General features: G+C 43.1%; 22 protein-coding genes. 9 read left to right on the forward strand and 13 right to left on the reverse strand.

All coding sequences use genetic code 11. The features are described from left to right. Nucleotides 1-3: 3 nt before the first annotated feature. On the reverse strand, nucleotides 4-1176 hold the full coding sequence (gene dnaJ / locus COR50_RS09275; protein WP_098193727.1) for a molecular chaperone DnaJ: 1173 nt from the start codon (nucleotides 1174-1176) through the stop codon (nucleotides 4-6). 131 nt (nucleotides 1177-1307) lie between these two features. After that, nucleotides 1308-1874, reverse strand: a complete 567-nt coding sequence (locus COR50_RS09280; protein WP_098196164.1) for a nucleotide exchange factor GrpE — start codon at nucleotides 1872-1874, stop codon at nucleotides 1308-1310. Nucleotides 1875-2043: 169 nt separating this feature from the next. Here COR50_RS09280 and COR50_RS09285 point away from each other — a divergent pair, with 169 nt between their 5' ends. Next, on the forward strand, nucleotides 2044-3216 hold the full coding sequence (locus COR50_RS09285) for a class I SAM-dependent rRNA methyltransferase (protein WP_098193728.1): 1173 nt from the start codon (nucleotides 2044-2046) through the stop codon (nucleotides 3214-3216). 153 nt (nucleotides 3217-3369) lie between these two features. Here COR50_RS09285 and COR50_RS09290 read toward each other — a convergent pair whose 3' ends face one another. The 4 genes from COR50_RS09290 to COR50_RS09305 all read right to left on the reverse strand — a co-directional run bounded on the left by COR50_RS09290 (nucleotide 3370) and on the right by COR50_RS09305 (nucleotide 10348). Beyond that, on the reverse strand, nucleotides 3370-3702 hold the full coding sequence (locus COR50_RS09290) for a T9SS type A sorting domain-containing protein (protein WP_157760717.1): 333 nt from the start codon (nucleotides 3700-3702) through the stop codon (nucleotides 3370-3372). A 153-nt stretch (nucleotides 3703-3855) separates the two neighbouring features. Beyond that, complete coding sequence (locus COR50_RS09295) at nucleotides 3856-4326, reverse strand: redoxin domain-containing protein (protein ID WP_098193730.1); 471 nt, start codon at nucleotides 4324-4326, stop codon at nucleotides 3856-3858. A 162-nt stretch (nucleotides 4327-4488) separates the two neighbouring features. Then, a complete protein-coding gene (locus COR50_RS09300) occupies nucleotides 4489-5514 on the reverse strand; it encodes a PorP/SprF family type IX secretion system membrane protein (RefSeq protein ID WP_098193731.1) in 1026 nt (341 codons plus the stop codon). Nucleotides 5515-5524: 10 nt separating this feature from the next. Further along, the gene (locus COR50_RS09305; RefSeq protein ID WP_098193732.1) at nucleotides 5525-10348 is read right to left on the reverse strand and encodes a PKD domain-containing protein; all 4824 of its coding nucleotides are present in this window, start codon (nucleotides 10346-10348) and stop codon (nucleotides 5525-5527) included. A 232-nt stretch (nucleotides 10349-10580) separates the two neighbouring features. Here COR50_RS09305 and COR50_RS09310 point away from each other — a divergent pair, with 232 nt between their 5' ends. Then, nucleotides 10581-11210 (forward strand): methyltransferase domain-containing protein, encoded by a 630-nt coding sequence (locus COR50_RS09310; RefSeq protein WP_098196165.1) that lies wholly within the window; start codon nucleotides 10581-10583, stop codon nucleotides 11208-11210. A gap of 72 nt (nucleotides 11211-11282) precedes the next feature. Further along, nucleotides 11283-11987, forward strand: a complete 705-nt coding sequence (locus COR50_RS09315) for a rhodanese-like domain-containing protein (protein WP_098193733.1) — start codon at nucleotides 11283-11285, stop codon at nucleotides 11985-11987. A gap of 49 nt (nucleotides 11988-12036) precedes the next feature. Here COR50_RS09315 and COR50_RS09320 read toward each other — a convergent pair whose 3' ends face one another. Then, nucleotides 12037-13548 carry a carboxypeptidase M32 gene (locus tag COR50_RS09320; RefSeq protein WP_098193734.1) on the reverse strand — a complete coding sequence of 504 codons (1512 nt, stop codon included), beginning with the start codon at nucleotides 13546-13548 and terminating at the stop codon, nucleotides 12037-12039. 84 nt (nucleotides 13549-13632) lie between these two features. Here COR50_RS09320 and COR50_RS09325 point away from each other — a divergent pair, with 84 nt between their 5' ends. From COR50_RS09325 to COR50_RS09345, 5 genes are all read left to right on the forward strand, one after another. Then, nucleotides 13633-14733: a Nif3-like dinuclear metal center hexameric protein gene (locus tag COR50_RS09325; RefSeq protein ID WP_098193735.1), complete on the forward strand. Its 1101-nt coding sequence runs from the start codon at nucleotides 13633-13635 to the stop codon at nucleotides 14731-14733. Nucleotides 14734-14736: 3 nt separating this feature from the next. Continuing rightward, the gene (locus tag COR50_RS09330; protein WP_098193736.1) at nucleotides 14737-15489 is read left to right on the forward strand and encodes a zinc ribbon domain-containing protein; all 753 of its coding nucleotides are present in this window, start codon (nucleotides 14737-14739) and stop codon (nucleotides 15487-15489) included. Nucleotides 15490-15940: 451 nt separating this feature from the next. Further along, entirely contained in the window at nucleotides 15941-17428 is a 1488-nt protein-coding gene (locus tag COR50_RS09335; protein WP_098193737.1) for a tetratricopeptide repeat protein, read from the forward strand. A 93-nt stretch (nucleotides 17429-17521) separates the two neighbouring features. Continuing rightward, on the forward strand, nucleotides 17522-19174 hold the full coding sequence (gene recN / locus COR50_RS09340) for a DNA repair protein RecN (RefSeq protein ID WP_098193738.1): 1653 nt from the start codon (nucleotides 17522-17524) through the stop codon (nucleotides 19172-19174). A 97-nt stretch (nucleotides 19175-19271) separates the two neighbouring features. Beyond that, complete coding sequence (locus COR50_RS09345; protein WP_098193739.1) at nucleotides 19272-20078, forward strand: enoyl-ACP reductase FabI; 807 nt, start codon at nucleotides 19272-19274, stop codon at nucleotides 20076-20078. 101 nt (nucleotides 20079-20179) lie between these two features. On the opposite strand, the gene COR50_RS09350 is transcribed toward COR50_RS09345, so the two are convergent. Continuing rightward, nucleotides 20180-20401, reverse strand: coding sequence for a DUF2795 domain-containing protein (locus COR50_RS09350; RefSeq protein WP_012794455.1), 222 nt, complete (start codon nucleotides 20399-20401; stop codon nucleotides 20180-20182). Between the two features lie 101 nt (nucleotides 20402-20502). On the opposite strand from COR50_RS09350, the gene COR50_RS09355 reads away from it, so the two are divergent. Beyond that, the gene (locus tag COR50_RS09355; RefSeq protein ID WP_098193740.1) at nucleotides 20503-21153 is read left to right on the forward strand and encodes an ABC transporter ATP-binding protein; all 651 of its coding nucleotides are present in this window, start codon (nucleotides 20503-20505) and stop codon (nucleotides 21151-21153) included. Between the two features lie 38 nt (nucleotides 21154-21191). Here COR50_RS09355 and rfbD read toward each other — a convergent pair whose 3' ends face one another. From rfbD to COR50_RS09380, 5 genes are all read right to left on the reverse strand, one after another. Then, a complete protein-coding gene (rfbD, locus tag COR50_RS09360) occupies nucleotides 21192-22052 on the reverse strand; it encodes a dTDP-4-dehydrorhamnose reductase (RefSeq protein WP_098193741.1) in 861 nt (286 codons plus the stop codon). A 5-nt stretch (nucleotides 22053-22057) separates the two neighbouring features. Then, on the reverse strand, nucleotides 22058-22621 hold the full coding sequence (rfbC, locus tag COR50_RS09365; RefSeq protein WP_098193742.1) for a dTDP-4-dehydrorhamnose 3,5-epimerase: 564 nt from the start codon (nucleotides 22619-22621) through the stop codon (nucleotides 22058-22060). Nucleotides 22622-22657: 36 nt separating this feature from the next. Beyond that, a complete protein-coding gene (gene rfbB / locus COR50_RS09370; RefSeq protein ID WP_098193743.1) occupies nucleotides 22658-23713 on the reverse strand; it encodes a dTDP-glucose 4,6-dehydratase in 1056 nt (351 codons plus the stop codon). 89 nt (nucleotides 23714-23802) lie between these two features. Continuing rightward, complete coding sequence (locus COR50_RS09375; protein ID WP_232516328.1) at nucleotides 23803-24753, reverse strand: UDP-glucuronic acid decarboxylase family protein; 951 nt, start codon at nucleotides 24751-24753, stop codon at nucleotides 23803-23805. Between the two features lie 6 nt (nucleotides 24754-24759). Then, nucleotides 24760-26070 (reverse strand): UDP-glucose dehydrogenase family protein, encoded by a 1311-nt coding sequence (locus COR50_RS09380; RefSeq protein WP_098193744.1) that lies wholly within the window; start codon nucleotides 26068-26070, stop codon nucleotides 24760-24762. Nucleotides 26071-26077: the final 7 nt, after the last annotated feature.

Genomic DNA, 26077 nt, shown 5'->3' on the forward strand with positions numbered 1-26077 from the left:
TATCTAACTAAAAATATCCCTCACCTTTTCAAAGAAGCCCTTGCTGGATTTTTCCGGGTTCGGTTTGAAGTTCTCCGATTGTTGCAACTTCTCGATCAGTTGCTTTTCTTCGGATGATACATTCTGAGGTGTCCAGACGTTCACATGGATCAATTGATCGCCCTTTTCATAACTGTTTACGGAGGGAAAACCTTTCCCTTTCAGGCGGAATATCTTACCGCTTTGCGTTCCGGCAGGTATCTTGATCTTCGCTTTCCCATCAACTGTTGGTACTTCCACTTGCGTTCCGAATACGGCATCGGGGAAGGAAATATGTAGGTCGTAAGCTACGTTCAAGCCTTCTCTTTGCAATTCAGGATGCGGCTCTTCCTCGATCAGGATGATGAGATCCCCGGGTGCGCCGCCCCTTTCGCCGGCATTACCTTTACCGCTCATGCTCAGTTGCATGCCTTCCTGCACGCCGGCAGGTATGTCGATCGATACGGTTTCTTCCCCGTAAACCCTTCCTTCGCCTTTACAGCTCGTACATTTATTAGTGATGGTTTGCCCTTCCCCGTTACAGGTAGGACAAGTTGTTACGGTTTGCATCTGGCCGAGGAAGGTTTGCGTTACCTTTCTTACCTGGCCGCTACCGTGACAGGTGCTACAGGTTTGGAAAGAGTTTTTGTCCTTGGCGCCTAAACCGTTACAGGTGGAGCAAGGAACATATTTCTTAACCTTGATTTTCTTATTGGCTCCTTTCGCGATCTCTTCATAAGTCAGCTTGATCTTTACTCTCAGGTTAGAACCGCGGGTACCGCGACCACGGGAACCCGCTCCCCTGGCGCCACCGCGCCCGCCACCGCCGCCGAAAAAGCTACCGAAAATATCATCACCAAAAATATCACCGAAGTTGGAGAAGATATCATCCATGTTCATATGGCCACTGCCACCGAAACCGCCGCGGCCGCCAACACCGGCATGACCGAAACGATCATATTGAGAGCGCTTATCGCTATCGCTCAATACTTCGTAAGCTTCGGCAGCTTCTTTGAATTTTTCTTCAGCTTCTTTATTATCAGGATTCCTATCCGGGTGATATTTCATGGCTACCTTGCGGTAAGACTTCTTGATCTCATCCTGGGAAGCCGTTTTGGCCACGCCTAATATTTCGTAATAATCTCTCTTAGTAGACATTAGAATACGCTTGAAAGCCAGTACGAACGACTGGCTTGTTATAATTCTTTATTTTAATACAAATCCATATAGTACTTGCTGCCACTTTAACCGGGCGGCTTTCCTACGGCTGACAACAAGACGGTAAAATCTTATTTGCCTACCACAACTTTCGCGTGGCGGATAATCTTATCGTTCAGGTAATAACCTTTCTGCACGTCATCTACAACTTTTCCTTTCAATTCTTCAGTTGGAGCGGGAATTTCGGTGATTGCTTCATGAAGGTCGGCATCGAATTCTTTGTTGATAGACTCCATAGGTTTTAGACCTTTCGCTTGAAGGGTAGACTTTAACTTGTTGAATACCAACATCACCCCATCTTTAATAGCATTAATATCGCCAGATGTTTCTAATTGTTTTGCAGCCCGTTCGCTATCATCTAATACTTCAAGGAGGGCTATAATTACCTCTTTATTGGCAGTTTGAATAAGTTCTAACCTTTCTTTAGCCGTACGTTTCCTGAAATTGTCAAACTCGGCAACGGAACGCAGGTATTTTTCCTTCATCTCGGTCAGTTCAGCTTTCAGCTTTTCCACCTCGCCGGTTTCTTCAACAGGGTCGTTGAGGTGAGTAGAACCGCTTTGATTCTCATCACTATTTAAACCATTATCAATTGGCAATTGCTCTTGCTCGTTTGCTTGCTTATCTTTTTCTGTCATGATGGTAAAAATTTCTCCTGGACTACCATTGTCAAGAATTTTGCCAAGGCAATATTCCCCGACAAATTGGCATTCTGAATCCGGGTAATAAAAGCCGTGAAGGTATAATTTTCTAAAGGGAAGGCAAAATTCGTTTTTCAACTTTATGGTTTTCTTACCTTTGCACACCATGACAAAAGTTTTTTTACGAAAAAAGATTCAAAATAGGGTGCTAAACGGCCATCCCTGGATATTTGGCAACGAGGTTGGCGAAATCTCGGGGGAAGTTTCTCCCGGTGATATAGTAGATGTGTTCACGCATAATGGTTTCTTTGTTGGACGTGGATATATCAACCCGCAATCCCAGATCATTATCCGTTTATTGACGAGGGATAAGAATGAGCAGATCAACGATCAATTCTTTTATAACCGTCTGATGAAATGCTGGCAATACCGCCAAAAGATAGGCTACGTGGAAAACTGTCGCCTAGTATTTGGTGAAGCGGATGAAATGCCTGCCCTGATCATCGATAAATTCAATGATTATTTCGTGCTGCAAACCCTTGCCCTCGGTATGGATCGTTGGAAAGGCGCCATCGTGGATGCTTTGAATAAAATCTTCCAACCCAAGGGGATCTACGAGCGAAACGATGTGCCCGTGCGTGAATTGGAAGGACTGGCTCAAATCAAGGGTTTCCTTTCAGAGCCGTTCGATACGAACCTGGTTATTAATGAAAATGGCCTGAAATTTCATGTAGATGTAGTAAATGGGCAAAAAACGGGCTATTTCTTAGATCAACAAGACAATCGCCGCGCGATACAACATATAGTAAAGGATGCGGATGTTTTGGAAGCTTTTTGTTACACGGGCACTTTTTCTTGCCACGCGGGGTATTACGGTGCGAAAAGCGTTTTGGGCTTAGATATTTCGGAAACAGCTGTAAATACCGCGCGCCGCAATGCCGAGCTTAATAATTTGAGCGATGTTTGTAAATTTCAAGCGGTAAATGCATTCGATGTATTGAAAGCCTGGACGAAAGAAGATAAGAAATTTGATGTTGTTATTCTCGACCCCCCGGCATTTACCAAGAGCAGGGAAAATATACAAAAGGCCATTACAGGTTACAAGGAAATTAACCTGCGCGGTATGAAATTGTTGAAGCCCGGTGGTTTCCTCGTTACGGCCTCCTGCACCAACCTGGTGCCGCCTTCTTTATTCCTGGAAATTATCGATATGGCTGCAAAAGATGCCAAGAAGAAGATCAAGCAGGTGACTTTCCAAACGCAAGCGCAAGATCACCCGATTTTGTGGAATATTGATAATACAACCTATCTCAAATTCCTGATCGTGGAAGTGAGTTAACCTGGATAAAATTTAATTGATATATTAATGACCGCCTTATGTTATGTAAGGCGGTTTTTTATATTGGGGAGAATGTAAAAAGAAGCAGCAGCCCAAGGGCTGCTGCAAATATATTAAAGAGTAAAATTTATCTTATAAGCTACAATCTTTGAATTATTTAACTACGTTGAATTTTCCTGATTCTACTACATTGCCCTTGTTGTCTATCAACTGGTAAATGTAAATCCCGCTGTAATAATTGTCTAGGTTTAAAACAGTTCTGACACCTACATTTTTCAGGTGATCCATTTTCTTTCCCAAAAAATTGTACACAATAATCTCGTATACCTTATCGTTTGAATGAAGTATCTCGAAATTGATCTTCGTAGTAGCTGGATTGGGATATAGTTTTACAACCTTACTGACGCCATCTTCAAAGTGAGATGGCACGGCTTTTCCACTCTGAGCTTGAAAGGACAAGCCCAAGGTAAAAAGGATAAGGAACAATAGAAGGGTAGAGTTTTTCAACATAGCATTTCAAAGATAACGATTTTTTTGAATATTTTATCCCGTATTTCGGTTGATCACATTATAAATATAACAAATGGCAAGCCAAAAAGATGACTTGCCAAGCACTTTTTTCAAAATTTTAACGAATTTTTATTGTAGCCCTGACAATACCTCTTGTATCGCTGCAAAATTCGGTTGGTCGCCTGCGGACTCCAATACTTCAGCGTATTTCACAACTCCTTGACCATCAATTACAAATGCAGATCTTTTAGCTACACCTTTCATATCCAATACAAAATCTTGGTACAATGCGCCGAAGGCATTAGCTGCCTCCTTATTAAAATCGGATAACAGGGGGAAATTCAATTTTTGCTCTTCCTTGAACTTACCCAGCGTAAACAGGGAATCCACAGATATCCCTACGACCTTAGCATTCGCATTATTGTAAAGAGCTATATTGTCTCTAACGGAGCATAATTCTGCCGTACAAACACTTGTAAAAGCTAAAGGAAAGAACAACACAACCAAGTTCTGACCTTTGAAATCTTCTAAAGAAACCTTGTTCTTCTCCGTATCATACAAGGAGAAATTAGGGGCCGGACTGCCAACTTGTGGTACCATAATAATTTAATGATTTAAAATTTCTGTAAATGTACGCCCCCTAAAGCCCAAGTCCAAATCCATTACTTCAAATTCCCATCCCCTAAACTCCCATCCCCAACCAAACAAAAAAATCCGTGCAATCCCTAAATCCCCAAAAATCCGTGAACATGATTGGAGAACCTAAAAACGCGGGCATGCCGTACTATTATACGTACTCGAACGTTTCTTGAAAAAATCCTTATAAACCAAGGAAATCTCGAACCCGCCCATAGAATGACTGGCAGCCACAAGTTTGGATACATTCACATCATAACTTAGCCCTATTTCATATACTCCCATATCCAGGCGTACCATGGGAACTACGGCATCATTGTACCTATAAAAAACACCACCGTAAAACCCGTGATCGCTGCTATAACCATCTTCAAACAAGCTGTAACCGATCATTAAACCACCCATAAACTCTTGGTACGAGCCTTGATGTAACTGGTTGTAATGGGCGATGAGCTTGCTTCGCTCTCCCATCGGTACGGAGACCCCTGCATTGAACGTGATCTTCGGCGCCAAGGTAACGCTGGCATTATCATAAAATGAAACCTTGGGTCTATTGAAGTGGTAATAAGCCAGCCCTAAATAATAGTTTGCATTCTCCCCGAAAGTGCTGTTATAACTAATGCCGAAGCCAACATCAAAATACTGGTAGCCGGCAACTTTCCAGCTGCCTTCTTCGCCTGTCGGCATCGTGGGGTCATAACGGCCATTCGTGTATTGATTATCGAAAGTTAGTGCTAAAGGATCAAATTGCCTTTGTACGATGCCGGCCATGAAAGCAACCGACAAATACCTTGTGAAATCTGCACTCAAAGACTTGTGATAATTGACGGCAGGTAAAACCTGTACAGCCTGCAAAGATGAAGTACCCGCTTTGTCGTATGTTAACTGCATCCCGGCTGTAACGTAATCGTTGTTTTTTCCAACAGGGTATTTGACTTCGCCGCTCAGCGTCCCGGTTTGATAAGGGATCGTGACGCTGTTCCACTGGTTCCGGTATACGGCTTGGAGCCGGATATCTCCCGTAAAAATTCCCATCAATGCCGGGTTGCGGAGAATGGGCGTTTCAGTAAACTGCGATAAATGGATATCCTGCCCCCATGTTGTTTGAAACACGCAGCAAAAAAAGGATATGATGACGATGAATTTTTTCATTACAATTTTTTTATCGCAGGACGGTTACATTTCCTTTCATCACAAAATTTTCCCCCGTATCGCAAATGAGTTCTAAATAATAGACGAACACATCCGGTTCTAATGACTTCCCATTATACTTTCCATCCCAACCGTAGGTTGGATCATCTGCCGGAACATTGCTCCTTTCAAATACCATCTGCCCCCAGCGATTAAATACCCGGAAGATTTTTACCGCCCTGATGCCGCGCCCCCTCGGGTAGAAAATATCATTCCGTCCATCGCCATTGGGGCTAAATGTGTTCGGAACAAAAATGTTATCTGCTTGGCAAATGATTTTAACATTTACTTCATCGGAAGCTTCGCAACCGTAAATAGAACTTACCCTAACACTGATCGTCTGATCGGACCGGGGTGTTAATACGGTACTGCTGCAATATGTACAACTTAAATCAGTCGAAGGCGACCATTCCCAGTTTGCAATATCATTGCCATTGGCTTGCAAGGTGTACGGGTTTCCTGCCGGGATAACCAGGTCAGGTCCCAAGTTCACTTTTGGCGTTGGATGAACTCTTACCAGGGCTTCTGCCCGCGCCGTGAAACAGTTATCCGAACCGTAACCGATCACCGTATAACGTGTATCGGCAATAGGATGCGCTACCGGATCAGGGATGGTACTATTACTCAGGCTACTTGCCGGCGACCATGAATAACTTACTGCACCACTGGCCTGAAGCTGTGCGCTTTCTCCCTCGCAAATATCTACATCGCTGGCCTGTACCGTGAAAGGTTGCGATACGGATACCCGCACTGAATCTGTTTTCGTACATCCGTAATCGTTAGTGGCAGTTACATAATATACCGTGTCAATATCGGGGTTGGCAACAGGCATTGCTAACTGTGGATCGTTGATGTTATAATCCGTCCAAGATATTTGGTTGGCGTTTGTTTGAGCTAGCATGGCAATAAATTCGCCCCTGCAAATGGATATATTCCGAGGCGCTGCCTGTAATGTAACGCCGGGGTTTACGCGGAACGGTAAATTGGCTGTATCGTGGCAGGTGCCGTTCTCGTTGGTAACGATTAAGGCAATGTCGTATAACCTTGGTTGCGTATACTCGACCGGGGGTGTTTGCTGTTCCGTGTAAGTTGGTACTCCGTCCATGATCCACTGGTAAGTAGTATTGGGCAACTGCCTTTGGTCATGCCCGGTAAATTGGATGAAATCCCCGCCGCAGGCAGGATTGACTGGGTCGATGATCGCTTCCGGGCTTGTATCGATCGAAATGGTATCGGTAACAGTATCCTGGCAGCCGAATGAACTCGTTGCTGTTAATGAAACGGTATATGTACCTGGTCTTGGGAAAAAATAGGCCGGGTTTTGTTGGGAACTACTGTCGGAATGCGTAAATAAATCCCCGAAATCCCACGTGTATGTTAAACCTTGCGATAATGAATCAAGGGTATAGCTGCTACTCTGATCTTCGAATAAAATCGTGGCCGAATCACAGGCATTAGGCATGCTGATGTTGAACTTTGCTTCAACATTATCGACTGTTATCGTATCGCTACCGGTTGCTAAAACAGTACAACCCTGGGCATCCGTTAATAATACCCGTGGTACGTATCTTCCTGCTTTTTTGTATTGATATGTGATGTTGGGTGTTGTGGATGTTTGTACGGTACCATTATCAAAATCCCAGGTATATGTCGTGGCATTGGTAGAATTGGCGCTGAAATTTACCTCTAAACCTTCGCAGCCATCTTTAGGGCTGGCTTGCATGGAACCTGTTGGTCCGCGAAGGTGGATGTCTTGTGAATAAACAGCCGGGCAATCTCCGGCAGAATATACCGTGAGCGTGATCGTATAATCACCGGGACGCGTATATATATGTGATGGATCTTCTAAAAGGGAGTTACTACCATCCCCGAAATTCCATTCCACCCTTTTATAATCGGTAGATTCATTGATAAAATCAATCTGGATCGGCGGGCAGATGGACAAATCTGTCGGGATTGAAAATTGAGCCTGTGGGTTAGAAATGTGAATCATGTTTACATATTCCCGGTTATCGCTGCAACCGTTGTTATTCGTCATGATAAGCCTCACCGTATAGTCGCCCGGAGCCGCGTAGTGATGCCTGGGGGTGGCTTCTGTTGATGTAGTACCATCGCCAAAATCCCAGTTGTACGTGATAGAATTATTAACCGTGTTCGGAGTAAAAAGCACCGGCGCCATGATACAGGTAGAATCATGATCGGCGCTGAAGTCGGCATCTAAATCTACCACGTTAACGGTATGTTGCGAGGAAACCGTACAACCACTCGCATCTTCTACGATCAAGTTAACATTAAAATTCCCTCCTTGACTGAAAGCATGGGAATAGCTGACAGGCCGTGTGCTAGTACTTTCTGTAGGACTACCGTCCCCGAAATCCCATGTCCAATTTGTAATGGTATTGCCATGGGTAGTAATCGATAAATCGGTGAAAGAGATAGCATCATTTACGCAATTTCTTCCAATAAAACTGAAATCGGCCATGGCCCCGTTGACCGTAATGCCTAGTGAATTTGATGCCGTTACGCAACCGTTATCATCCGTGATAGTCAGTTGTACCGTATAATTGCCGGGTTGTGCATAACTTTTGGAAACCGGCGATTGCGTGCTAGTTGATCGTGTACCATCGCCCCAATCCCAGCTAAATGTTGCAATATTACCGGCATCGATTCCTGCGTAAGTAAATTCAATTTCATTACCGGCGCATACGGTGTTATTGTTCACGGTAATCGTTGCATTCTCATCAATGATGGTAACTTGCAGTTCATGTTCATTTGTGCAAGCGCCGTTATCTACGGTAAGATGCACGGTATAAGAGCCGGGATTAGTATACGTATGAACGGGGCTTTGATCTGTAGAAGTAGCGCCATCCCCGAAATCCCAATGCCAGTTTCTAACAGGTGGGTTGGGCCCGAATTGTGAAAGATCATTGAACTGAACCAAGTATTTATCACTACAATCCCTCGTGAAATCAAAATCTGCTATGGGAGGCAAAATGTTGATGTATTGCAGCTTTGTTAATTCCCGGATACATCCGAAATTATCGACGATCAGCGTGACATCGTGATAACCTAAAGTATTGAAAGTATGGGATGGATTTTCTATGTTTTCAGTGCTGTTATCCTGCGGGAAAATCCAAGTCCAAGCAGTGCCGCGCGGAACAGATAAGTTCGTGAACTGAACGGGCAGGTTCGCGCAGGTAAATGTTGGATTAGCTTCAAATGCTACTATGGGAATTTCCCCGGCTTGTACCGTGGAGGTAAAGCTGGCTGTACATCCTGCTACTGTTGTAACGGTTAGGTTCACCGTGAATATTCCTTGACTTGTATAGGTATGTGTAGGGTTAGCTTCATTGGAAGTGTTGCCGTCTCCAAAATTCCAGAGATAGTTCTGTACCGGGCCACCTACAACCATATTGGGTGTAAATGTTACTGGTAACGGAATGCAACCGTTCGGAGGGTTCATCGTGAAATTGACTTCCGGCTCCTGTACCTGTATATAGCCCGGCAAACTTAGGGTATTAGTGCAACCGTTGGCATTGGTCACAGTTAATGTCACATCGTAGGTCCCTAATTGATTATAAGTATGGTTGGGGTTTTCTAAGGTACTCGTAGCGCCATCTCCAAAACTCCATAACCATCCTGTTGCCCCGGTGCCGTCGTAATTAAATTGCGTAGTGAACGGCGCCTCGCAGCCAATTTGAGGCGTAGCATGAAAGCTTGCAACCGGTCCTTCCTCAACATGAACATCGCGTGTAATAACCTGTGTACATCCCGGGGTGCCGCTTTCCAGGGTAATTACATAGTCTCCCGGGCTTGAGTATGTTTTAGTTGGATCGATCGCTTGACTTGATGTGCCATCTCCAAATTGCCAATTCGCGATTGTAGGGTTAGGGTTTGTTGTATTAGTAAACGTAATGGGGTTATTGGAGCAGATATTGGCAGGTATATCAAAATCTACAGTGGGCTGTTGAATCGTAACATAGTGGTACTTAGTTACCTGGGAAGTGCATCCAGAGGCGGTTGTAGCTGTTAATGTAACCGTATATAAACCGGGTTGATTATAAGAATGACTTGGGTTTGCAAGGGTTGAGGTGTTACTTGTCCCGCTAGCGGGATCACCGAAATCCCAGGTGTAGTTAGCAGCGGCGGGTCCCGAGCTGATAAAATCCACCGTTAAGGGTGCGGTACAACTAGCCCTGTCATCAGCACTAAAATCTATCCGAGGTGTTTCATTGACAACGATCGGGTCGGGTAAAGTGTAGCCTTTTACACAGCCGTAGCTATTCGTAACGATATTGGAAACCGGGAATGATCCGGCTAGTTGATAGGTATGGGTGGGACTGGTAGCTTCTTCGGTGACACCGTCCCCGTAATCCCAAACGATCCTTGTTATAGAACCGCTGCCAGCTTGAGACTGATCTTCAAAATTCACTTGGTAGGGGGTACAACCTAAGGTACCTGATACAGAGAATAGCGGTAAAGGATTGGCGTAAACCGTGATGGTTTTGCTAACAGATCGCTGTACGCCACCGGGAAAGGTGGCTGTGAGTGTAACATTATAGATATTAGGAATACCGAATATCTTGTCTACATCCCTGTCGCTTGCATTGGCGCCCAAGCTAAAATCCCAGTTATAAGCAATAGCGGAGGGGTCTGTAAGATTGGTGAATTTTACGGTTAATGGTTCGCAACCTTCCCATTTATCTGCGGTGAAATCGACGGTTTGAGCATGGGTAATTAATGATAGGAGACAACAGGCTGTCCCTAAAAGGATATAGGTGAAAAACCGCTTCATCAGCAGGGTGTAGGTTTTAGTTGGAAATGGTTATTAATTAATCGCCCGGTTTCTTCATTGGCAATACTCGGAAGCGGGACAATATGGCGCTAAATTAATATTAAAAAAACAATTATTTATTACGTTAACAATTAGTTATCAAACTGATTAAAGATTTATGCTTTAATTGCCGAAGATTTGCGCGCCTAACCATATATATTTTATAAATCCAACTATTCGAATGACTGTTTATATGAGAGAAGTACTCGATAAGCACTATTGGAACCAACGCTATCGTACCGGTGCAACGGGCTGGGACTTAGGGCAGGTATCTCCTCCAATAGCAGCATATATCGACCAATGCCAAAATTTGAAGGCCAGGATCCTTATTCCTGGCGGGGGAAATAGCTACGAAGCCCAGTATTTGTGGGAAAAAGGTTTCACAGATATCACGGTGGTTGATATTTCGGATGAATTAATCGAGAATTTGAAACGGAAATACCGCGATACCGGCATAAAGTTTATCTCGGAAGATTTTTTCCAGCATCTAGGGGAATATGACATTATTATCGAACAAACTTTTTTAAGCGCTTTAGATCCTTCATTAAGAGACCGTTATGCCAAGAAAATGTATAGTTTATTATGGCAGAATGGCCGTTTTATCGGCGTGATCTTCAAGCGGCAATTCGATGAGCCCGGGCCGCCGTTCGGGGGATCGGTAAAAGATTACAGGAGGTTATTTGAGCCTTATTTCGATTTTCATACGTTTGCTCCCTGCGTGAACTCCCATCCTGCGAGGCAGGGTTCCGAGTTGTTTTTCAGTTTCCGCAAGAAAGAAAAAATGCTAGTTGCGCCAAGGAATGGCCTTTACCGAAAGAAGTAACAATTGTTAATTGCTCGGGGTTCTGTAACTTTATAGGACTGAATATTTTTGCGAATTGAAAAAAAGGTGCTAATGCTTAGAGTTCAAAAAATCAGCCTGCTGGTTTTGTTTTTACTAATTGGACAATTTCTTTCCGCCCAAGTGAAACATCTAGATGTTGACAGCTTTCAGAAAGGCTTGCAACAGGAAGGTGTTCAAATCTTCGATGTCAGAACTGCCAAAGAATTTAATAGCGGTCATATCAAAGGCGCTTTACAAGCCGATTATTTAAAACAAGAAGAGTTCCGGGAAAGGGCTAAATACCTTGATAAAAATAAACCGGTATACGTCTATTGCCTCGGCGGTGGACGAAGTGCCAAAGCAGCTGCATGGCTTACGGAAAATGGCTTTACAAACGTAGTTGACCTTAACGGGGGCATCAGTGCCTGGAAGCAAGCGGGCAAACCCGTTACCGGGAATACCGTCAACGAAAAACAAATGTCGATCAGCTCATTTACAACCGGGCTGAAGAAAAATAAATTAACACTTGTGGATGTAGGCGCAGCTTGGTGCCCGCCTTGCCGCAAAATGAAACCCCTGGTTGATGATTGGTTGAAAAAACACCCGGAAGTTTCCTTGCTCAATGTAGATGGAGGTAAAGATATTGATGTTATGAAATCGATTGATGCAACGGTGTTGCCGACATTTGTGCTTTATAAAAACGGGAAAGAAATTTGGCGTAAATCCGGCATTTTTGAAATGAAGGAATTGGATAAAATCATTTCAACACAGGAGTAGAGACAAGGCATGCGCTGTCTCTACTCCGCACATATTTACCGCACAAGCATCAACCCCGGTAGATCTCGCCGTATTTTCCTTCCGCGTACTTCATAAAATGAGAAAAATTCAACGGCTCTCCCGTAATCTTTTCACATAATTCATTCGAAGTATAAAATCTTCCGTGAACATGAATGTTCTGCCTTAACCATTGTAATAAGGTCGCAAAATCACCATTCGCGATACGTTCCTCCAAATCCTTGATCTGCCTACTGATAGCCTGGTAAAACTGGGCGGCATAAAAACTTCCCAGTGAATAGGTTGGGAAATATCCGAAACTGCCGTGTGACCAGTGTATATCTTGCAAAACGCCCAAGGTATCATTCGGTACGGTGACCTGTAAAAAATTCTTATAATACTCGTTCCAGGTATGATTCAAATCCTTGGCTGAAATCGATCCGTCGATCAGGCCCTTTTCTATTTCATAGCGGATCATGACATGGAAATGATAAGTGATCTCATCTGCTTCCGTTCTCAATAAGGAGGGTTCTACGAGGTTGATGGCCCTGTAAAACTCTTCCAACGGAACGCCGGATAAATTACCCGGGAATAATTCCTGCAACCCGGGGTAATAATGTTTCCAGTATGATATGCCCCGGCCTACATTATTTTCCCATAACCGGGATTGCGATTCGTGGACACCGAGGCTGGCAGCTTCACCGCATGGTAAACCATATTGTTCTACCGGCAATCCTTGTTCGTACAAAGCATGTCCCCCTTCGTGGATACAGCTCCAGGTCATGTTGTTAAAGTCCTGTTCATCAACCCGGGTCGTTACCCTAACATCCCTGGGGTTAAAACTGGTGGTAAAAGGATGCTCGCTCAGATCCTGCCTTCCCGCTTCAAAATCGAAGCCCATATCATTTAGAAGTTTCAAACCGTATTGCCATTGGGCATCTTTACCGTAGGTCGTTTTGAGAAAGTTATTATTCGGCTTTTCATGGCCGGCGATTTTCTGTAAGAAAGGAGACAGCGAACTTTTAACTTCATCGAAAATCTGATCGAGGGTAGTAGTGGTCATACCTTTTTCATATTCATTAATCAAGGCATTATATGGATGACCCTCGAAACCCAGGATATCGCATTCCTGTTTCTTTAGGCTGATCATTTTCTCAAGTAACGGTTGAAAAACAGCATAGCTGGCATCTTTCCTGGCCTTGATCCAAGCATGGTAACTTTCAGATGTTACTTGGGATAATTCCGCGACGAAGCTGGCCGGGTATAGTTTATTTTTGCTGTAATCTTCCCAGGAGAGTTCAACATTTTTCTTTTGCACATTGTCCAGGTCATCCCTCGATAGTAGTTCTTGGAGCTTATTCCCCAATTTATCATCGGAAAACATTTCATGGGCCAGGGTGGAGAGGGTAGTAATTTGTTGCCCCCGGAAACCCGCGCCTTTTCCCGGTAAATATGTTTCCTGGTCCCAGCTTAATACCGCGATTGCATTTTTTACATCGGCAATTTTGGCCATCTGCTCCCTGAATTCGGCGTATAATTCCTTAGAATTTTTTTGTATATCCATTTTTTAAATCCAATTTTCCAAGATCATAATATGCGATATTTTTGTAAATATCAAGATTTTCACACGAGTCGATAAAAATAGATCATGAAGTTAAGTATAAAAGAAGTGGTGCAGGCAATTGAACAGTTCGCACCCTTGCAATACCAGGAAAGTTATGATAACGCGGGTTTGATATTTGGGGATCCCCAAACAGCTGTGCGAAATATTTTGTTGACCCTCGATGCCACCGAGGCCGTGTTAGATGAAGCTATCGAAAAAGGTTGTAACTTGATCGTAGCGCATCACCCTATAGTGTTCGGGGGATTGAAGAAGATCAACGGAAAGAATTACGTGGAACGGGTGGCGATCAAAGCAATTAAGAACGATATCGCCATTTACGCGGCGCATACCAATTTGGATAATGTTCGCGCGGGCGTAAGTCATATGATTGCCAAGCAGTTAGGCCTGGTGAATACCCGGGTATTAGCGCCGAAACTAAATTTGTTGAAAAAGTTATATACATTCGTACCAACAGCGCAATTAGAAGTGGTTCGGGATGCAATGTTCGAGGCCGGCGCCGGATCAATCGGCCAATATAGTGAATGTAGTTTCAGCTCGGAAGGGGCGGGTACTTTTAAAGCCGGTAGTGGAACACGGCCTTTCGCCGGAGAAATTGGCAGCAGGCATACGGAAACGGAAAGTAAACTGGAAGTAATTTTCCCGGGGCATTTTCAGCCGGCAGTAGTGAGTGCCTTATTGGCGGCACATCCCTACGAAGAAGTAGCTTACGACATCATTAGTTTGGATAATGCTTACCCGGAAGTAGGGTTCGGCTTAATTGGCGACCTGGAGGTTGAAATGGACGAAATGAGCTTCCTGGAACACGTGAAGCAACAAATGAAGACAGGTTGCGTTAGGTACACACCGCTCCGTGGTAAACCGGTTAAAAGGGTGGCGCTATGTGGTGGAGCCGGAAGTTTCCTGCTTAAAACGGCAAAAAGTGCCGGGGCGGATGCTTACGTATCGGCAGACTTTAAATACCATGAGTTTTTTGATGCTGAAAATCAATTGATTATAGCAGATGTAGGGCATTTTGAGAGCGAGCAGTTCGTTGTGGAATTATTTTACCGTATATTGACCGAAAAATTCCCTAATTTTGCGCCTCTTAAATCTACCATTTGCACAAACCCGGTAAATTATTTATAATACATGGCTACTGTTAAAGAATACTCCGTAGAGGAAAAACTGGTTTCTGTATTGAAATTACAGAAGATTGATTCCAAGTTGGATGAAATCCAAATCCTGAAAGGGGAGTTGCCGATCGAAGTGAAGGACTTGGAAGATGAGATCGAAGGCTTGAACCATCGCCTTTCTCACATCGAAGAGGAAATTAATGGCATCCAGGACTTTATCACGTCTAAAAAGAACTTGATGAAGGATGCAGACGCCTTGATCAAAAAATACGAGAAACAACAGAACAACGTAAAAAACAGCCGTGAATTTGAAGCCATCAGCAAGGAAATTGAAATGCAATCCCTCGAAATCAAACTCGCGGAAAAGCATATCAAGGATGCTAGCGAGGAAATCAAAGACAAATCTCGTATTCTAGAATCTGCCAAGAAAAGTATCGGTGAAAAAGAAAGTAACCTGAAACATAAGAAAGGTGAACTCGAGAAAATTATCGCCGAAACCGATAAGGAAGAAAAACAATTCTATAAGCAAAGCGAAGATGCCCGCGAAAAAGTAGACCCGCGTTTACTCTCCGCTTACGAGAAGATCCGTAAAAATTACCGCAACGGTTTGGCCGTGGTAACCATCGTTAGGGATTCCTGCGGCGGTTGCTTCAACGCGATTCCACCTCAACGCCAAGCTGAAATCCGCCAACGTAAGAAAATCATCGTTTGCGAACACTGTGGCCGTATCTTGGTAGATAACGATTTGGATGCTTCTACAGAAATTTAATATAAAGGGTTTATTATAATAAATGTCCCGGTTGAGTCATAGCTTGACCGGGATTTTTTATTTTTCCGTTGCCTGCTCCCGTTCTTTTTCTTGCAGTGTTTTTAACAACAGGTACCGCTTTTTCCGCTGTTTTAAGATAATGTATACAGCAACTATCACTGCCATAAATATTGGCAATACGTTAATTAGAATAGTTAAAAGGAATGATTTGAATTCCATGATCCGATTTTAAACCGGTTTAGGCATAACCGGTATTCTTTAATGCCCGGTAAAACTGAAAAATTAACCTTTACTTCCCCGTGGAAGCCAACCCGGTTTTAAAGATATCAATTCTTTTTACAAGGTTATAATATTAATGTACACTTATCTTCACCATATTTAAAGGATTTGCCCGATTTTTGCAAGGCTAGGTGGCAATGACTCATTGACCGGACTCAATTTTTTAAACCGTATGCGATTATTCCTGATTATTATAGGGTTGCTTTGCGCCCCGCTGTTCTTGAATGCCCAACAGAAGAAGTTTGAATTTAACGAACGCTGCCAAGAGGCTTATCATGCTATTATGCAGTTAAGACTTGAAACAGGCAGGCAAATATTGGCCCAGGAAAAGCAGGAAAATCCCGGCAACCTCATCCCGTATTACCTGGAGAATTATTGCGACTTCTTCCCGTTGTTCTTTAACGAAAATCCTGCCGAATACTCGGCGAAAAAGAAACTGCGCTCCGAACGCTTAGCCTTGATGCAAGAAGGCCCAACCAATGATCCTTTCTATCTGTATACACAGGCTGCGATTAAATTCCAATGGGCCATGGTAAAGGTGAAATTCGGAGAAAAATGGGATGCCGTCTGGGAAGTCAGGAAAGCTTTTTTAACTTTCAAGGATAACCAGAAGAAATTCCCATACTTCCAACCCAATAAAATGATGATCGGGACCATGCAAACCGTTTTCGGAACGATCCCCGAAGGCTATAAATGGATTACCAATATCTTGGGATTGAAAGGCAGCATTAAACAAGGTACCCAAACATTACAACAATTCGTTAATAGCCAAGATGCTACTGCCAAATTATTCAAGGACGAATCTTATTACTACTATTGTTACCTGAAATTATTTATAGAAAATAAACCGGAAGAGCTTTGGCAATTCATTGAACACCAACAGCTCGATACCCGCAACAATCATCTTTTTGCCCTGATGGTCGCTAACTTGTCGATGAATAATCAAAAAGCGGCGCAGGGTTTGGAAATATTGGCCAATAGGACCCATAACCAGGAATATACCACCTTGTATTACGAATATTACTTAGCGGGTATCCTGCACTTGGAAGCGATGGACAATGAAGCAATTCCCTATTTCGAGCGCTTTCTGAACCAATTTAAAGGCAAATTTTATGTTAAAGAGGCTTTGCAGCGGTTAAGTTGGGCTTATTACCTCGAAGGTAACCAAGCCATGGCCGAGAAATACCGCGGCATGATTGCCAACCGTGGAAACGCTGAAACAGATGCCGACAAGCAAGCGCTGAAAGATGCCAAGAGCGGCAAATGGCCCAATGTGATATTGTTAAGGGCCCGCTTGCTAAGTGATGGTGGGTATTTTGACAAGGCATTGGCGTTGTTATCGGCTAAGAAAGCCCGGGATTTTGGTACGATCTCCGAACAATTGGAATATGCTTACAGGTTAGGCCGCATCTATGATGAAATGGGCCGTGACGATATGGCAATCCGCATGTACAACGTAACCGTGGAACTCGGGATCGATAGACCTGAATATTTTGCGGCCCGGTCGGCTTTACAACTGGGCTTTATCTATGAAAAAAGACATGATATTGCCAAGGCAAAGGAATGTTTTAATACCTGCATCGGTATGGATGGCCATGACTATAAAAACTCGCTGGATCAAAAGGCCAAAGCCGGTTTATTGCGCCTAGACGGTAAGTAATGCACAGGCAATGTAAGAAATGTGGGAAAATGAAATTTTCTTTATTGAATTTTATTTGGAATTTGGTGTTCGCAAATTGGAATTTTCCTAGGTATGTTGCAAAGACTAATTATTCAGAATTACGCTATCATTGACAAGCTGGAAGTTGACTTTTCCGGGCATCTTAACATCATTACCGGTGAAACCGGTGCGGGTAAGTCTATCTTATTGGGCGCTTTATCGCTAATCCTGGGCGAACGCGCCGATCCGGCTTCTTTATTCGATAAAGACAGGAAATGTATTGTAGAAGGGATTTTTAAGGTTAAAAAGCAACAGGTACAGGCTTTTTTCGAAGCGAACGAGCTGGATTTGGAGGACCAGGTGATCATCCGCAGGGAAATTAGCCCGGCGGGGAAATCAAGGGCTTTCATCAATGATACGCCGGTTAACCTGTCCCAACTGTCAACGCTTACCAGTTTTTTTGTTGATCTCCACCAACAATTCGATACCCTGGATTTGGAGAAATCAGGCTTTCAAAGGGATGTAATTGATGCCTTGGCATTGAATGGAGATCTTATCTCAACCTATTCAAAAGCTTACCAGCAATACGCTAAAACGCAGCAATCCCTATATGATGCCATGCAAGTAAGGGATGAGGCCAATAAAACGACTGATTTCAATAAATTTCTCCTAGATGAGCTGTTAGAAGCTAATTTTAAGGAAAACGAGATAGAGGAAGCCGATGCAGAATTGCAGGTATTAAGCCATGCGGAAGAAATCAAAAGCTCGTTGAATAAACTGTATTACCAGCTGAAAGAAGATGAACAACCGGTTGTGCAACAAATAAAATTATTGCAAACGTCTTTACAGGCGCTTTCAACTTTTCACCAAGATATTCCTGCCCTCGCGCAAAGAATGCAGTCGGCCTATGTTGAATTGCAAGATATTGCCGGGGATATTGAAAGGCTAAATGACCAGGTTCAATTTGACGGCGCCAGGATTGAAGCGCTGAATGAGCGGATCGCCACCGGTTATAAGTTGTTGAAAAAGCACAATCTACATACTACGAACGAGTTGTTGACTCTTAAAGAACAATTACAAGCCAGCCTGGATGATGTGCAAAATATCGATGATAAAATCCTGCAACTGGAAACGCAATTAGCGAAGCAGCTAGTAAGTTTACAAGGGCTAGGTAAGCAGTTATCTACCCGCAGGCAGGCGCAGCAGCTCCCATTTGAGCAAAAAGTAAATGAGTTACTGGTGCAGGTAGGAATGCCTAACGCACGGATAAAAGTGGAAGTTTCACCGATCGAACTAGGCGCTTTCGGCCTTGATGAGATCGTTTTCCTCTTCGATGCTAATAAAAGCAATCATTTCGCCCCTATACGCAAAGTAGCTTCCGGGGGTGAATTGAGTCGATTGATGTTATGTATCAAATCCTTGGTGGCAAGCAAGGAAGCTTTGCCCACATTGATATTTGACGAGATTGATACTGGCATTTCCGGGGAAGCTGCCAAGCAGGTGGGGATTATCATGAAAGATTTGGCAAAGGCTCACCAGGTTATCTGTATTACGCACCAACCGCAGATCGCGGGCAAGGCTGATGCACATTATTTCGTTTACAAAAAGACTGAAGGTCAAAAGGTTAGCTCACATATCCGTAAATTATCGAAGGAGGAACGCATTACTACGATTGCCCAAATGTTGAGTGGGGAGAAGCCCACGGCAGCAGCATTAGAAAATGCGCGGGAAATGGTGATGCAATAGTGTATGTTTGCAATAGGATTGTTGCAGATGATGGATTATGTGGATTTTTCAAATTAAAATTTAGAATTAACTTTTATTTTTGCCAAAATTTAGATCAATGGCTCAAAACTTATTACAAGGTAAGAAAGGCATCATCTTTGGTGCGTTGGATGAAAAGTCCATTGCCTGGAAAACCGCGAAGCGTTGTGTGGAACAAGGTGCACAGATCGTATTGACCAACGCTCCCATCGCTTTACGTATGGGCGAAATCAAGAAACTCGCTGAAGAATGTAATGCCCCGGTAATACCTGCGGATATCACGAATATGGATGACTTGAATAACTTATTCACACAATCCATGGAACATTTTGGCGGTAAGATCGATTTCGTACTGCATTCTGTCGGAATGAGTATCAATATGCGTAAAGGCAGACCATATACAGATCTGGATTACGATTTTACGCATAAAACCATGGACATTTCCGCTATCTCATTGCACAGGGTGTTACAAACAGCCTATAAGCTGGATGCGTTAAATGAACATGCTTCGGTGGTTGCCTTGACTTATATTGCAGCTCAAAGGGTATTCCCTGATTACAGCGAGATGGCAGATGCTAAGGCCATGTTGGAATCTGTAGCCCGTAGCTTCGGTTACCATTACGGTATCAAGAATAAGGTGAGAATCAACACGATTTCCCAATCACCGGTAAGAACAACTGCCGGCAGTGGGGTAAAGGGTTTCGATGATTTTATCAACTTCGCGGAAGAAATGAGCCCGCTGGGTAATGCTTCGGCCGACCAATGTGCGGATTATACCGTTACGCTGTTCTCCGATTTAACCAGGATGGTGACCATGCAGAACTTGTACCATGACGGTGGATTCTCTTCTACCGGTGTAACTATGGCCGTATTAGACAAGAAATAAGTAAATCAAGCAATAAAATTGCATAAAAAATCCGTCCCGGTTCCAATTGAAATCGGGACGGTACATTTTTGAATTTACCGGGCTATTGCTCGAATGGACGATTAATATTCATCTTCATTGAAGAAGAAGTCATCTTGAGATGGATAATCGGACCAGATATCTTCAATGCCTTCGTAAATTTCCCCCTCGTCTTCCAGTTCCTGCAAGTTCTCGATTACTTCGATAGGTGCACCGGAACGGATGGCGTAATCAATAAGTTCGTCTTTGGTAGCTGGCCATGGAGCATCCTCCAGGTATGAAGCTAATTCTAGAGTCCAGTACATCGTATTAAAATTTTTTACTTTTCTGATTTTCCGCAAAAGTATTATTTAATTTGAAATAAACAACACTTCCTAATTTAAAGCTTAAATTATAAACAATACTTATGCTTATTGCCCGCAATCTCACCAAAAACTATTCCAATCTACCCGTGTTAAAAGGGGTGGATATAAATGTCAGTAAAGGTGAAATCGTGACGATCGTCGGATCCTCCGGGGCTGGCAAAAGTACCTTGTTGCATATCCTCGGAACCTTGGATACGCCCACCGGTGGCGAGGTTTGGTTAGAGGATGTCAATATTACAGCATTGAAGGGGAACAAGTTGGCGGATTTTAGGAACCGTAACCTGGGCTTTATTTTCCAGTTTCACCATTTATTACCGGAATTTTCTGCGCTGGAAAATGTTTGTATACCCGGTTTTATAAAGGGCGCCAAATCCAATATCGTTAAAGACAGGGCCGTATTTTTATTGGAAACGCTTGGCCTCAAAGAGCGCCTCGAACATCGCCCGGCCCAATTATCTGGCGGGGAGCAGCAAAGGGTCGCCGTGGCTAGGGCTTTGATTAACGAACCTAAAATAGTGATGGCTGATGAGCCTACGGGTAACCTGGACTCGCAGAATGCCAGGGAGTTACATCAATTATTTACAGAATTAAGCGAGCGTTTTCAACAAACATTTATCATCGTTACCCATAATGAAGACCTGGCCAAGATGAGTACACGCAGCCTTACAATGAAAGATGGCAAGATTGTTTAATGTAAAACAATACTTGCCAACTCTTAATATCTCGAATGTTACTTACCTATGCAGGCTTGCAAACTATCTTTCCAATAAGGTATCTCTAAACCGAATACGTTTTTGATCTTCCCTTTATTCAATACGCTGTAAGATGGTCGTTCGGCAGCAGTAGGGTAGGCTTCCGAAGTAATCGGCTCTAATTTACATTGGCTACCGCTTAATGATTTGATGGCAACCGCGAAATCATACCAAGAAGCAACACCTTCATTGCTATAATGATAAATTCCGCCGATTTCATCCAGCTTTTCATATTTAAAATCTAGCATGGACAATATGGCTTTTGCTAAATCCAGGGCGTACGTAGGGGTACCGACTTGGTCAAATACGATCGATAAGGATTCTTTTTCCGCCATTAACTCCTGCATGCGGCTCACGAAGTTTACGCCATATTTGGAATATAACCAGGATGTACGGATCACTACAGTTGATGGGTTAGCGCTCAAAGCTGCCGCTTCACCGCGCATTTTTGAACTGCCGTATATAGTGCTGGGACTGGCATCATCCTCCTCGGTATAAGGAACACAAGCCTTACCATCAAATACATAATCCGTAGAAATATGAATGTATTGCGTTCCTTGATTGGAGCAAGCTTCTGCCAGGAATAAAGGCGCCTGGAAGTTCAATAAGAAAGCATTATCCTCGTCTGCCTCCGCTTTATCAACCGCTGTATATGCTGCACAGTTAATGCATGCATCAAATGTTTGAGCACCGAGGTATTGATTTACGGCATCGGCATCCGTAATATTTAATTCATCCACATCGGTAAATGTAAATTGATAACCGGGATATTGCGATGCTATTTCCTGGAAAGTTTTTCCCAATTGTCCGTTAGCACCGGTAACGAGAATATGTTTCATATTGATTATTGAGCTTTATATACAAAATTGTGCTTGCAATCTGCTAAGGTCGGTAATTTTAAATCTTTTTCCGAAACCTGGGCTTTGGAAAGGTCGATCTTCCAATCGATGGCTAGGCTAGGATCATTAAATATAATCCCCCCTTCGCTGGCTTTATTATAAAAATTATCACATTTATACATGACCTCGGCGGTTTCGCTTAATACGGAATAACCGTGTGCAAAACCCTTGGGAACAAGTAATTGCAATTTATTGTCGGCAGATAGTTCTATGCTAAATGATTTTCCATAGGTAGGTGAACCTTCGCGTATATCCACTACAACATCCAGAATGCTACCTTCGATAGCCCTGATGAGCTTAGTTTGAGCGTAAGGTTCCATTTGGAAATGTAAACCACGGAGTACGCCGTAAGTTGAACGGGCTTGATTGTCTTGAACAAATTTTATATCGATCCCTGCATCTTTGAAAGTATTATAATTATAACTTTCGAAGAAATATCCCCGCTCATCCGGAAAAACTTTCGGTTCGAATATGACCAATCCCGGTATTCCTGTTTCTTTAAATGGCATTATATATTTGGCTAAGATGATTTCGTGATAGAAGTTTTACCTGGATTCATATTGGGTTTGGTAATATGCTTTATAAGCCCCGCTGGTTACATGGTCCAACCATTCTTGATTATCCAGGTACCAATCTACCGTCTTGGCTAAGCCTTCTTCAAACTGGAGGGAGGGAGACCAACCAAGCTCTTTATTAAGTTTCGTAGCATCAATAGCATAGCGCATATCATGACCCGCACGATCTTTAACGAAGGTGATTAATTGGGCAGATGTACCCCCGGGGCGACCTAATTTTTCATCCATAATTTTGCATAGCAACCGGATGAGGTCGATGTTTTTCCATTCGTTGAACCCGCCGATATTATATGTTTCCCCGAGCCGACCGTGGTGGAAGATGGTATCAATTGCCCTGGCATGATCTTCCACGAAGAGCCAATCACGCACATTTTCCCCGGTTCCATAAACAGGAACGGGCTTATTATTTTTGATATTGTGAATCGCTAAAGGGATTAATTTTTCAGGGAAATGGTTTGAGCCATAATTGTTTGAACAATTCGATAATACTACCGGTAAGTGGTAGGTATGAAAATAAGCTTTTACAAAATGATCTGAACTCGCTTTTGATGCAGAATAGGGAGAGCGCGGGTCATAAGGCGTTTCTTCAGTAAAAAGACCGGTTTCCCCTAATGATCCATATACCTCGTCCGTTGAAACATGGTAAAACCTTTTGTCTCCAGGTTGATCTTTCCAGGTATTCCTAGCAGCGTTCAGTAGTACCGCTGTGCCTAATACATTTGTCTTAATAAATGATAAAGGATCCAGTATGGAGCGATCTACATGGCTTTCTGCTGCTAAATGGATGACCCCGTCAAATTGTTGTTGTTGAAAAAGGTTATTGATAAATACTTCATCCGTAATATCGCCTTTTATAAATTGATAATTCGGGGCTTGATCTACATCTTTTAAATTTTCCAAATTCCCAGCATAGGTGAGTGCATCCAAATTATAAATTTGATACCCAGGATATTTATTGACAAACAGTCTAACGACATGGGAGCCAATAAATCCTGCACCACCGGTTATCAACAGTTTCTTCTTCATTTTGGTAAGATTATGAATTGGGTATGGTTATTTACAAATATGGATAGCCGGGATATCAAATCCCGGCTATTTGAATAATAGTATCGAAATTATTTATGCAATGCTTCTTTGAAATATTGGTACGTGATCTTCAAACCTTCTTGGCGGGAAACTTTCGGTTCCCATCCCAATAATTCTTTAGCCTTTGTAATATCTGGTTTCCTTTGCTTGGGATCATCTTTCGGTAAAGGTTGGAAGATGATCTTTTGCTGGGTTCCGGTTAAGGAAATTATTTCCTCCGCAAATTCCAATAATGAAATCTCTGATGGATTACCAATATTAACCGGCAAATGATAATCGCTTAATAAAAGGCGGTATATCCCTTCAACCAAATCATCTACGTAACAGAACGAACGGGTTTGAGAACCATCCCCGAAAACGGTTAAATCTTGACCCGTCAAAGCTTGGCTCATGAAGGCTGGTAATGCACGGCCATCATCGAGTCGCATTCTCGGTCCATATGTATTGAAAATACGGATGATCCTGGTTTCTACGCCATGAAAATTATGGTATGCCATCGTGATGGATTCCATGAAACGCTTAGCTTCATCGTATACGCCCCGCGGACCAACGGGGTTCACGTTGCCCCAATATTCTTCAGTCTGCGGATGCACCAGCGGATCGCCGTAAACCTCGGAGGTTGAAGCCACAAGGATTCTTGCCTTTTTAGCCTTTGCCAATCCTAAAAGATTGTGAGTGCCGAGCGAACCCACCTTCAACGTTTGAATCGGCATTTTCAAATAATCGATCGGGCTTGCCGGCGAAGCAAAATGAAGGATATAATCTAATTCCCCCGGAACATGAACAAACTTAGTTACATCATGATGATAAAACTCGAATGAAGGTAAAGGGAACAAGTGCTCAATGTTTTTCATATTCCCGGTAAGGAGATTGTCCATACCGATCACATGATAACCTTCCTGTATAAACCGGTCACATAAATGCGAGCCTAAAAATCCCGCGGCGCCGGTAATAAGTACACGTTTTTTTGTCATATTCATGGGGTATTAGATTTTAGCAGGAGTACGACCAACACTTTCATAATGGAAACCAAGTTCTTGCATGCGTGATACCTCGAACAAGTTTCTTCCATCAAAGATAGCCGGTTGTTTTAATAATGATTTTATCTTTTCGAAATCAGGTGTTCTAAATACGCTCCATTCAGTCGCAATCACCAATGCGTCTGCATTCTCAAGACAGTCGTACTGGTTTTCAGCATATTTAACTTTATCTCCTATGACAGATTTTACATTCGGCATTGCTTCAGGGTCGAATACACTGACAGTTGCCCCTGCATTAGTTAAGGCATCTATCATGTATAAAGCGGGAGCTTCACGGATATCGTCCGTATTAGGTTTAAAAGCTAAGCCCCATAAGGCGAAGTGCTTGCCTTTCACATCATTAAAGTACGCGGTTACCTTTGGAATCAAGAACAATTTTTGTGCTTCGTTCACATCCATCACGGCATTTAATATCCTGAAATCATAATCTGCTTCTTGGGATGATTTAGCCAAAGCCTGCACATCCTTAGGGAAGCAGCTACCGCCGTAACCGATACCCGGGAATAAAAACCTTTTACCAATACGGTCATCGCTACCCATACCGCGGCGTACCATGTCAACATCGGCGCCTAGTTTTTCACAAAGGATCGCGATTTCATTCATGAACGTAATCTTGGTCGCTAGGAATGAGTTGGCAGCATACTTCGTTAATTCAGCCGATTTTTCATCCATATATAAAATGGGATTACCCTGCCTAACATACGGGCCGTATAATTCTCCCATTATTTTACGGGCTTCTTCAGAATCGGTACCGATTACAACCCTATCTGGTTTCATAAAATCATCTACGGCAACACCTTCCCTTAAAAATTCAGGATTTGAAACCACGTCAAACGGAGTTTTGCAATTTTTAGCAATCACTTCGCGCACTTTCTCCGCGGTTCCTACCGGCACGGTGCTTTTGTCAACGATGACTTTATAGTCGGTCATGATTTTACCTAAATGATCCGCCACTTTCAGGATATAAGATAAATCGGCAGAACCGTCTTCTCCCGGCGGAGTTGGTAAGGCTAAGAAAATAACCTGCGCATCGGCTATACCTTCTTCCAGGTTTGTAGTAAAGTGCAAACGGCCTTGTTTCAAGTTCCGTTCGAATAACTTTTCTAGGCCGGGTTCATAAATAGTTATTTGCCCGTTGGACAATTTTTGAACTTTGTTGGCATCGATATCTACACAAGTTACGTCATTGCCTGTTTCGGCAAAACAGGTCCCGGTTACTAGGCCAACATAACCGGTTCCTACAACAGAAATCTTCATATGGGGG

Source organism: Chitinophaga caeni (assembly GCF_002557795.1).
Classification (GTDB): Bacteria; Bacteroidota; Bacteroidia; order Chitinophagales; family Chitinophagaceae; genus Chitinophaga; species Chitinophaga caeni.

Excerpts from the sequence above, each read along its gene's own strand:
- rfbC (WP_098193742.1), bottom strand. The coding sequence starts at position 22,621 with ATGCCATTTAAAGAAACAGGAATACCGGGATTGGTCATATTCGAACCG.
- COR50_RS09345 (WP_098193739.1), top strand. The coding sequence starts at position 19,272 with ATGGCTCAAAACTTATTACAAGGTAAGAAAGGCATCATCTTTGGTGCG.
- COR50_RS09375 (WP_232516328.1), bottom strand. The coding sequence starts at position 24,753 with ATGAATATGACAAAAAAACGTGTACTTATTACCGGCGCCGCGGGATTT.
- rfbD (WP_098193741.1), bottom strand. The coding sequence starts at position 22,052 with ATGAAACATATTCTCGTTACCGGTGCTAACGGACAATTGGGAAAAACT.
- COR50_RS09330 (WP_098193736.1), top strand. The coding sequence starts at position 14,737 with ATGGCTACTGTTAAAGAATACTCCGTAGAGGAAAAACTGGTTTCTGTA.
- COR50_RS09315 (WP_098193733.1), top strand. The coding sequence starts at position 11,283 with ATGCTTAGAGTTCAAAAAATCAGCCTGCTGGTTTTGTTTTTACTAATT.
- COR50_RS09380 (WP_098193744.1), bottom strand. The coding sequence starts at position 26,070 with ATGAAGATTTCTGTTGTAGGAACCGGTTATGTTGGCCTAGTAACCGGG.
- COR50_RS09335 (WP_098193737.1), top strand. The coding sequence starts at position 15,941 with ATGCGATTATTCCTGATTATTATAGGGTTGCTTTGCGCCCCGCTGTTC.
- COR50_RS09280 (WP_098196164.1), bottom strand. The coding sequence starts at position 1,874 with ATGACAGAAAAAGATAAGCAAGCAAACGAGCAAGAGCAATTGCCAATT.
- COR50_RS09295 (WP_098193730.1), bottom strand. The coding sequence starts at position 4,326 with ATGGTACCACAAGTTGGCAGTCCGGCCCCTAATTTCTCCTTGTATGAT.
- COR50_RS09320 (WP_098193734.1), bottom strand. The coding sequence starts at position 13,548 with ATGGATATACAAAAAAATTCTAAGGAATTATACGCCGAATTCAGGGAG.
- COR50_RS09305 (WP_098193732.1), bottom strand. The coding sequence starts at position 10,348 with ATGAAGCGGTTTTTCACCTATATCCTTTTAGGGACAGCCTGTTGTCTC.
- COR50_RS09350 (WP_012794455.1), bottom strand. The coding sequence starts at position 20,401 with ATGTACTGGACTCTAGAATTAGCTTCATACCTGGAGGATGCTCCATGG.
- dnaJ (WP_098193727.1), bottom strand. The coding sequence starts at position 1,176 with ATGTCTACTAAGAGAGATTATTACGAAATATTAGGCGTGGCCAAAACG.
- rfbB (WP_098193743.1), bottom strand. The coding sequence starts at position 23,713 with ATGAAGAAGAAACTGTTGATAACCGGTGGTGCAGGATTTATTGGCTCC.
- recN (WP_098193738.1), top strand. The coding sequence starts at position 17,522 with ATGTTGCAAAGACTAATTATTCAGAATTACGCTATCATTGACAAGCTG.
- COR50_RS09355 (WP_098193740.1), top strand. The coding sequence starts at position 20,503 with ATGCTTATTGCCCGCAATCTCACCAAAAACTATTCCAATCTACCCGTG.
- COR50_RS09300 (WP_098193731.1), bottom strand. The coding sequence starts at position 5,514 with ATGAAAAAATTCATCGTCATCATATCCTTTTTTTGCTGCGTGTTTCAA.
- COR50_RS09310 (WP_098196165.1), top strand. The coding sequence starts at position 10,581 with ATGAGAGAAGTACTCGATAAGCACTATTGGAACCAACGCTATCGTACC.
- COR50_RS09325 (WP_098193735.1), top strand. The coding sequence starts at position 13,633 with ATGAAGTTAAGTATAAAAGAAGTGGTGCAGGCAATTGAACAGTTCGCA.
- COR50_RS09285 (WP_098193728.1), top strand. The coding sequence starts at position 2,044 with ATGACAAAAGTTTTTTTACGAAAAAAGATTCAAAATAGGGTGCTAAAC.